Below are 7,590 nucleotides of genomic sequence, written 5' to 3' on the forward strand. Positions count from 1 at the left end.
TTTATAGGCTAGTTTTTTCCCAGCCTCATTATCTATTGTTTCTTCCCAAAATAAAGCATTCAAATCAGTTTGTAAAACTTTCGCTAAGCGAATACATAGTTCTAAAGAGGGATTATATTTATCATTTTCTATTAAATTAACAGTTTGTCTTGCGACTCTAATTCTTTTAGCAAGTTCTGTCTGAGAAATACCTAATTTTTGACGATACTGTTTAATTCGATTCATTATCATTCTCCAATAGCTCTAGTTGGTTTAATGTTACCATATATACTAGCCATTCTACAAATAAAACTATTAACATAAATCCTAATAAAATCCCTATTATTTTAGTATTCCATAATACTACGGCTGTTGATTTAATGACTCTATACATTATGTAAATAACAATATATAATGTAACCACAAAAAAAGTTACTAAAATTCTAGTTTTCAAAAATTGATAAGCTTGTTGATAAAGTTTTTTATCATATAATTTATATTCAATTATTTTTTTATTTTGCACTTTAAAGTTAACATAAGAAAAATTCAATACCATTAACATAAATAATGTATAAGCTATTGGTGCATAATTGCTATCTACCAATGTATATACTGCAGTTATTAAACTTAATATTAATAAAGTCATTAATATAGCCGTACCTGCATCAGCTAAAATTTTATACAGTTGTTTTTTTTGATATTCATCACGACCACCTATATAACCTACTGTATAATATAAAAATTTATCTTGAACAGGTAGTAAATCATCTTGATTTTCAGTAGCATCATCGACTATATATAATTTGTTAACTTTCATATGATAATAGAATGCACTTGCGATAACAATATAAACAATCGTTGCTAACATATGAAAATTTTTATGAGACATTATCTGCCAAATCACAAAAATTAAACTAAATAAAACAAAAAAACGAATAGTATCTATTTTTACTTTTTTTATAGCTTGATTATAACTTGATTTATTATAAAATTCAGTTTTTCTTAATTCATGTTTAAATGATTTAGAGGAAATATAAAAACTATAAATAATAACTAATAGAACATCATAATCAATCATAATATTTGGATAAAAAAACCTAAATATTTGTCCAATTATTAAGAATATAACTAAATTAGCTACACCTGCTTTCGCAATAAGTTGATTAATTTGTTGTTGTTGATATTCATCAAGTTGAACTAAAGCACCTACATAATAACGTTTGAAAATATTTAACATAATGATTTCCTCCTTTTATGTTGTCTTATATATATGACAATTATATCAAATCACTATTATTTTTACAAGTTTTTTTGTAACATATATATGACAAATTTTACTTTAATCTATGTCTTGCGTAATATATCACTAAAATCAGATCAAGACATATTAATAAAAATAAAGAAATGGATACTGTTATATTAATATTTAAATTAATACAACCTACTATTATACAAACCAATAATAAAAATAATTGAAGATAAAAAAAGATTACATTTAATTGTGTTAATTTTTGATAAAGTTGCTGAATTTGATAAATATTTGTTTCATCAATATAACCTATTATCAATCTTAAAAAACGATCTTTCATAGCCAAATCAATACTATTAACTTTAGTAGATATTGTAATTGTTAAATTAGCTTTTATTATAAAATAAATAACAATTATCCAACTTAAAAGCATTACAGCGTAACCTAATATAGTTATGATAATTTCTTCCATAGTTGCGACTTCTGTATTAAAAAAGAATTTTATAAATGTATAGCCATAAAAAAGAATAAACCACCAATAATAGTTGAATTTTTTTCTGTTTCAATACTTGTTTGTACATAATAGCATTATCAAATTCTTTCTGTTGACTACGATACTTAAAAACAATATTTTCAAAATAACAAAGATAAAAGAAGATGATAATATAATAAATAATCAATAGAGTTTTATTTAATTGATTAACTGCTGTTTGTAAAAAACAATAACTAAAACCTAATAATGCAAATAAAATGAAATTAATTATACCTATACGTGTAATGATTCGATTAATTTGTTGTTGTCGTTCATCATTGTGTTTCAAGCTGTATCCAACATAATACTTCTTAAAAAAAGAAAACATTATTTCTTCTTTACTATATATCTCCATTATAATATGAAATCGTTTTCTAATCAAAAAAAGAAGCGACTTTTTGTCGCTCCTAAAATTATTTATTAGGTATTTTTCTTAAATTAGTATTTTGCTCAAAGCTATAAGCTAATTGTAATAATTTAGCATCTTCATTAATCGGCATTGAGAAGGTTGCACCGGCTGGTGTACCTTCATAAATACCAAAAGGTACAGAAACTTCTGGTGCACCTGCTACAGCTGGTAAAATAGTACCATTAGAATCTCTAAAAACAATTGCATCTAATTTATCTTTTTCTACTAAATTTTGCATTATTTGACGTGCAATTTGACGCATCTTTTGAACTTTATCATCATTTTTATCTTTAAAATTTAAAGCTGCTTCTAATTCATCTTGACCATATCGCATATTTTTTTGGCTATCTTGTTTATTAAATGCAATTAATTCTTTTAATGAATGAATAGGCGCATTATTTTTTGTTAAATAATCATTTAAATCACGTTCAAAATCATTTTTCAAAATAAATAAAGCATCAATATCGTCCATGTTAGGCGAAATAATGACTACATTTGCCCCCATAGCATTTAATTTATTGATTAAATCTTTACTAAAATTATCACCCTCATCCATTATTCCAATGCGTTTACCTTTGATTGCATTTTTATCAAAATCTACAGTTAGTTTTTGTGTTGTTGCAGCGTTATAAGTAGCAACTACATCAGTTACATTTTTTGCTATAGGACCTACTGTATCTAATGTATAAGTGATTGGAATAACACCTTCTCCACTAATAAAACCTTGTGTAGGTTTATAACCAACAACTGAATTAACACTTGAAGGCGCGACAATTGAACCTGCTGTTTCTGTACCGATAGCTAATGTAGCTAAATCAGTAGCCATTGCCACAGCACTACCTGTACTAGAACCTAAAGCTGAAATTTTTAACGGGTCAAATGGATTATGTGTTTGACCTTTTTTACTACTATAACCACTTGGATTTTTACTACTCATATAATAAGATAACTCTGATAAATTAGTTTTCCCTAAAATAATTGCACCATTAGATTTTAATTAATCTACAACTGGCGCATTTTTTTCAGGAATAAAATCTTTTAATGCTTGTGTACCTGAACTTGTTGGCATATCATTTGTATTAATATTTTCTTTAACAACAACTGGTATACCTGCTAAAGCTAAGTTTTCATTTGCAATTGTATCGTAGTGACGTGCTTCTTCAATTGCATGTGGATTAATTTCACTTATAGCATTATTTCCTGTACTTGATTGATCTTCTTCTTTAATTTTAATTAAATAATACGCTACTAATTCTTCATGTGTTAATTGATGTGATGCTAAATTAGCTTGAATATTCACTAAAGATTGTTGTTCAATTAAATTAGATTTACTTTTCACTTTTTGAACATCAACATCTTTTAATTGTGCGTCAATTTTAGCAATGATTTGATCATTACCAAAAGCGATTCTTTCTTCTTGTGCTGGTTGTTTACTTTGTAGCCAAAATACAAAGCCACCTACTGCGACTGCTATTAATACCACAATACCTACTAAAACTTTCAATAACATTTTTATCATATTTTTCTCCTTTAACTATTTCATATAGTATAAAGAAAACATTTATTAAAAGCGATAATTATGATTTTAATGTGCCAATCATAAAACTCATCATTAAAATGATAAGTACGCTTATTGTGATGGCAATATATAAATAATCTTTCTCTATTATAAAACCGATCATAGCTGTCACAATACGTACTACTGGCGTTAAAATTAAGACAAATAAACCTAATGTAATAATTGCAAAAGGTTTTAATGCACTTACTCCCGATATTATTTCTGTAATAGATTGAGGATAAGTATTAAGCGAATAACCTGATTGTCCTGTTAAAAAAAATAATATAAGCCCGACAATAATAATTGTCATACTACAATTAATACCTATTTTTAATACTAAAGCAATTCGTTGATTAAAACGATTCATTATAATATACCTAATCCTTTCAAAATCATTTGTATCGCTACAACTACAATTAAAGGAATTGATAAATAGCGAATAACCGTTGGTTTTAAATGTTGCATAATTTTTGCACCTAACTTTGCACCAAACACAACACCTAAAGCTACAGGTGCTACAATACTTGGTTGGATTGCACCATTAAATAAATAAATTGTTGCACTAGCTGCAGCAGTTACCCCCATCATTAAATTACTTGTTGCACTTGATACTTTAAGAGGTAATTTCATAAAACTATCTAATGCCATTACTTTAAAAACACCACTACCAATACCTAGTAAACCACTAGCAAAACCAGCACCTGCCATTACCGCAAAACCAGCTGGTACATTTTGTACTTTATAATCAATTTGTTGTTTTAAAGCTTTATCATAGTAACTATTATTCAATTTTAAATAATTTGCCCATGGATGCGCTGTTTTAACTTCAATAATTTGTTGACGTCTATTTTTAATCATATTATATGCTGAATAAGATAAAAAGCTACCAAATAAAATGAACATCATTTTCGGTGCAAAAAAACTTCCTAAAATTGCACCTAAAATTGCACCTACTGTTGTAGCAATTTCTAAAAATAGTGCTGCACGAGTATTAGTAATTTCATCTTTTACATATGCCATAGCCGAACCACTACTTGTTGCAATAACGGAAATTATACTAGCACCTATCGCATATTTAATATCAACACCAAATAATAAAGTTAATACGGGGGTAATAATAACACCACCACCAAGTCCTAATATAGCACCAAATATGCCTGCTGCTACTGCAATCACACTTAATAGTAACATTTGATCAATTGTCATATATCCTCCTTATAAAAATAGACTGAGAAAATTCTCAGTCTAGATAATTATTTGCTTACTGTTGTGTTAATTGCGCGTTTTTCATAAACTAAACGTGCATTACCACATTGTAAAGTCACAGTTTCGCCATCTACTTCAACAATCTTACCATGTAAACCACCAATTGTAATAACATGGTCATTTACTTTTAATGCTTCACGCATTGAGTTTAATTGCTTTCTTTGTTTTTGTTGCGGACGAATTAATAATAAATAGAAAACTATTCCCATTAATACTAACATACCAATTTGGATCATTGCTGGATTCATAAATATACTCCTCTTTCATTGTTTATACTTATTGTAATCTATTTCAAGTCTTAATGGCAATACATTTAATACAATTATTAGAAATTTTTAGCATTTGGTTTATTAAAACCATAACTTTCAAAAAATTCTTCTCTAAAATCTAATAATCTATCTTGACGAATAGCTTCACGTACTTGTGACATTAAATTAATCAAGAAATGTAAATTATGATGCGTTGTTAAACGTATACCAAAAATTTCATTCGTACGTACTAAATGACGTATGTATGCTCTTGTATAATTTTTACAAGTATAACAATCACATTTAGGGTCTAATGGTGTGAAATCACGTTCGAATTTTTTATTTTTAATAACTAAACGTCCTTCACTTGTCATACATGTACCGTTACGTGCAATACGTGTCGGTAAAACACAATCAAACATATCGATACCACGAATAGCACCATCGATTAACGAATCAGGTGAACCAACCCCCATCAAATAACGTGGTTTGTCATATGGTAATAACGGTGTTGTATGTTCCAACATACGGTTCATAATCTCTTTTGGTTCACCTACTGATAAACCACCAATTGCATAACCTGGAAAATCTAAAGACACTAAGTCCTTAGCTGATTGCGCACGTAGTTCTGGAAACTCTCCACCTTGAACAATACCGAATAAACCTTGATCTTGTGGACGTTGATGTGCTGCTAAACAACGTTCTGCCCAACGACTTGTACGCTCAACAGATTTTTTCATATATTCAAATGTGGCGGGGAAAGGTGGACATTCATCAAATGCCATCATAATATCTGAACCTAAATCATTTTGAATATGCATTGCTTTTTCAGGAGATAAAAATAATTTTTCACCTGATAAATGATTTCGGAAATGTACACCTTCTTCTTCAATTTTACGTAAATCACTTAATGAAAAGACTTGAAAACCGCCTGAATCTGTTAAAATTGAATGGTCCCAATTCATGAATTTGTGCAAGCCTCCTGCTTCACGCACTAAATCACTCCCTGGACGTAACCATAAGTGATACGTATTAGATAAAATAATATTAGCACCCATATCATGTACTTCTTCCGGTGACATTGTTTTTACTGTTGCCTGTGTCCCTACTGGCATGAATACTGGTGTGTCAAATGTACCATGTGGTGTATGTACACGTCCTAATCTAGCGCCTGATTGTTTACAAGTATGAATATGTTCATACCATACTGCTGGTTTTGTCATAACTTCTCCTTATTATCTTTTTATTAACATCGCGTCTCCGAAACTAAAGAAACGATATTGCTTTTCTACTGCTATTTTATATGCTTTTAACATTTGTTCACGACTTGTTAAAGCACTAACTAACATTAATAATGTTGATTTAGGCAAATGAAAATTAGTAATTTGCCAATCAACTACTTTAAATTGATAGCCTGGATAAATAAAAATATCCGTCCATCCACTTGCTGCCTGCATTTTACCATATTTACTAGCTACTGTTTCTAATGTACGCGTTGACGTTGTTCCAACAGCTATAATACGTCGACCTTTTTGCTTCGTAGCATTAATTAATTGAGCTGTTTCTTCATCAACTTCATAATATTCAGAATGCATTTTATGTGTATTCACATCGTCGACACTCACTGGTCTAAATGTACCTAATCCCACATGCAAAGTTACATAACCAATATTAATTCCTTTATTTTTCAGTTGTTCTAATAATTCAGTTGTAAAATGCAAGCCAGCTGTTGGTGCTGCAGCCGAACCTAATGCTTTTGCATAAACTGTCTGATAACGATCTTGATCTGCTAATTTTTCTTTAATATAAGGTGGTAATGGCATTTCACCTAGTTCATCTAAACGTTCTTGCAAAATACCCTCATACATCAATTCAAATAATCGACCACCATCTTCTAATATTTTTGTACAGCGTGCTTTTAATTGACCCTCTCCAAAAATAACAACCGTATTTAATTTAACACGTTTAGCAGGCTTCACTAAACATTCCCATATATTCTTTTCGATATTTGTTAATAATAAAATCTCAATATGTCCGCCTGTATCTTGTTTTACACCATGTAATCTAGCTGGCATAACTTTAGTATTATTTAAAATTAACGTATCCTCTGCCTCTAACTCCTGAATAATATCGCTAAAATGTTGATGAGAAATGCTGTCTTTCAAAGTGTCAATCACCATTAATTTACTACTTGTACGATCTAATAATGGTGTTTGCGCAATTAACTCTTCTGGTAGTTCAAAATTAAAATCATCTATATGCATATCTTTCTCCTTTTATTGACACAAGCTTTTTAATTATAGGCTAAAATTCAAAAAAATTCAATGAACAAGCAAACTAAAATCATAT

The 7,590-nt window shown here is 29.1% G+C and carries 9 protein-coding genes and 1 pseudogene; all 10 read right to left on the reverse strand.

From position 1 onward, the window contains the following. On the reverse strand, positions 1 to 225 hold a 225-nt coding region (locus tag AC5EAH_RS07440; RefSeq protein WP_493494146.1), incomplete at its 3' end, for a helix-turn-helix transcriptional regulator. Next, positions 212 to 1,216: a hypothetical protein gene (locus AC5EAH_RS07445; protein ID WP_493494147.1), complete on the reverse strand. Its 1,005-nt coding sequence runs from the start codon at positions 1,214 to 1,216 to the stop codon at positions 212 to 214. The genes AC5EAH_RS07440 and AC5EAH_RS07445, both read right to left, overlap by 14 nt. A 97-nt stretch (positions 1,217 to 1,313) precedes the next feature. Then, entirely contained in the window at positions 1,314 to 1,700 is a 387-nt protein-coding gene (locus AC5EAH_RS07450) for a hypothetical protein (protein ID WP_493494148.1), read from the reverse strand. A gap of 16 nt (positions 1,701 to 1,716) precedes the next feature. Beyond that, positions 1,717 to 2,049, reverse strand: a complete 333-nt coding sequence (locus AC5EAH_RS07455) for a hypothetical protein (RefSeq protein ID WP_493494149.1) — start codon at positions 2,047 to 2,049, stop codon at positions 1,717 to 1,719. Between the two features lie 124 nt (positions 2,050 to 2,173). Further along, positions 2,174 to 3,688 (reverse strand): annotated as a pseudogene (locus tag AC5EAH_RS07460) (amidase family protein). 58 nt (positions 3,689 to 3,746) lie between these two features. Further along, positions 3,747 to 4,094 carry a DUF1634 domain-containing protein gene (locus AC5EAH_RS07465; protein ID WP_493494150.1) on the reverse strand — a complete coding sequence of 116 codons (348 nt, stop codon included), beginning with the start codon at positions 4,092 to 4,094 and terminating at the stop codon, positions 3,747 to 3,749. Next, positions 4,094 to 4,933 carry a sulfite exporter TauE/SafE family protein gene (locus AC5EAH_RS07470; RefSeq protein WP_493494151.1) on the reverse strand — a complete coding sequence of 280 codons (840 nt, stop codon included), beginning with the start codon at positions 4,931 to 4,933 and terminating at the stop codon, positions 4,094 to 4,096. Before AC5EAH_RS07470 ends, AC5EAH_RS07465 begins: the two co-directional genes overlap by 1 nt. A 47-nt stretch (positions 4,934 to 4,980) precedes the next feature. Further along, a complete protein-coding gene (gene yajC, locus AC5EAH_RS07475; protein WP_493494152.1) occupies positions 4,981 to 5,241 on the reverse strand; it encodes a preprotein translocase subunit YajC in 261 nt (86 codons plus the stop codon). A gap of 77 nt (positions 5,242 to 5,318) precedes the next feature. Then, entirely contained in the window at positions 5,319 to 6,464 is a 1,146-nt protein-coding gene (gene tgt, locus AC5EAH_RS07480; protein ID WP_493494153.1) for a tRNA guanosine(34) transglycosylase Tgt, read from the reverse strand. 12 nt (positions 6,465 to 6,476) lie between these two features. Next, entirely contained in the window at positions 6,477 to 7,505 is a 1,029-nt protein-coding gene (gene queA, locus AC5EAH_RS07485; protein WP_493494154.1) for a tRNA preQ1(34) S-adenosylmethionine ribosyltransferase-isomerase QueA, read from the reverse strand. Between the last annotated feature and the right edge of the window lie 85 nt (positions 7,506 to 7,590).

The organism is Staphylococcus sp. B1(2026), from assembly GCF_058895785.1.

Bases quoted from the DNA above. Each gene is read 5' to 3' on its own strand.
- AC5EAH_RS07450 (WP_493494148.1), bottom strand. From the start codon at position 1,700: ATGGAAGAAATTATCATAACTATATTAGGTTACGCTGTAATGCTTTTA.
- AC5EAH_RS07445 (WP_493494147.1), bottom strand. From the start codon at position 1,216: ATGTTAAATATTTTCAAACGTTATTATGTAGGTGCTTTAGTTCAACTT.
- AC5EAH_RS07465 (WP_493494150.1), bottom strand. From the start codon at position 4,094: ATGAATCGTTTTAATCAACGAATTGCTTTAGTATTAAAAATAGGTATT.
- tgt (WP_493494153.1), bottom strand. From the start codon at position 6,464: ATGACAAAACCAGCAGTATGGTATGAACATATTCATACTTGTAAACAA.
- yajC (WP_493494152.1), bottom strand. From the start codon at position 5,241: ATGAATCCAGCAATGATCCAAATTGGTATGTTAGTATTAATGGGAATA.
- AC5EAH_RS07470 (WP_493494151.1), bottom strand. From the start codon at position 4,933: ATGACAATTGATCAAATGTTACTATTAAGTGTGATTGCAGTAGCAGCA.
- queA (WP_493494154.1), bottom strand. From the start codon at position 7,505: ATGCATATAGATGATTTTAATTTTGAACTACCAGAAGAGTTAATTGCG.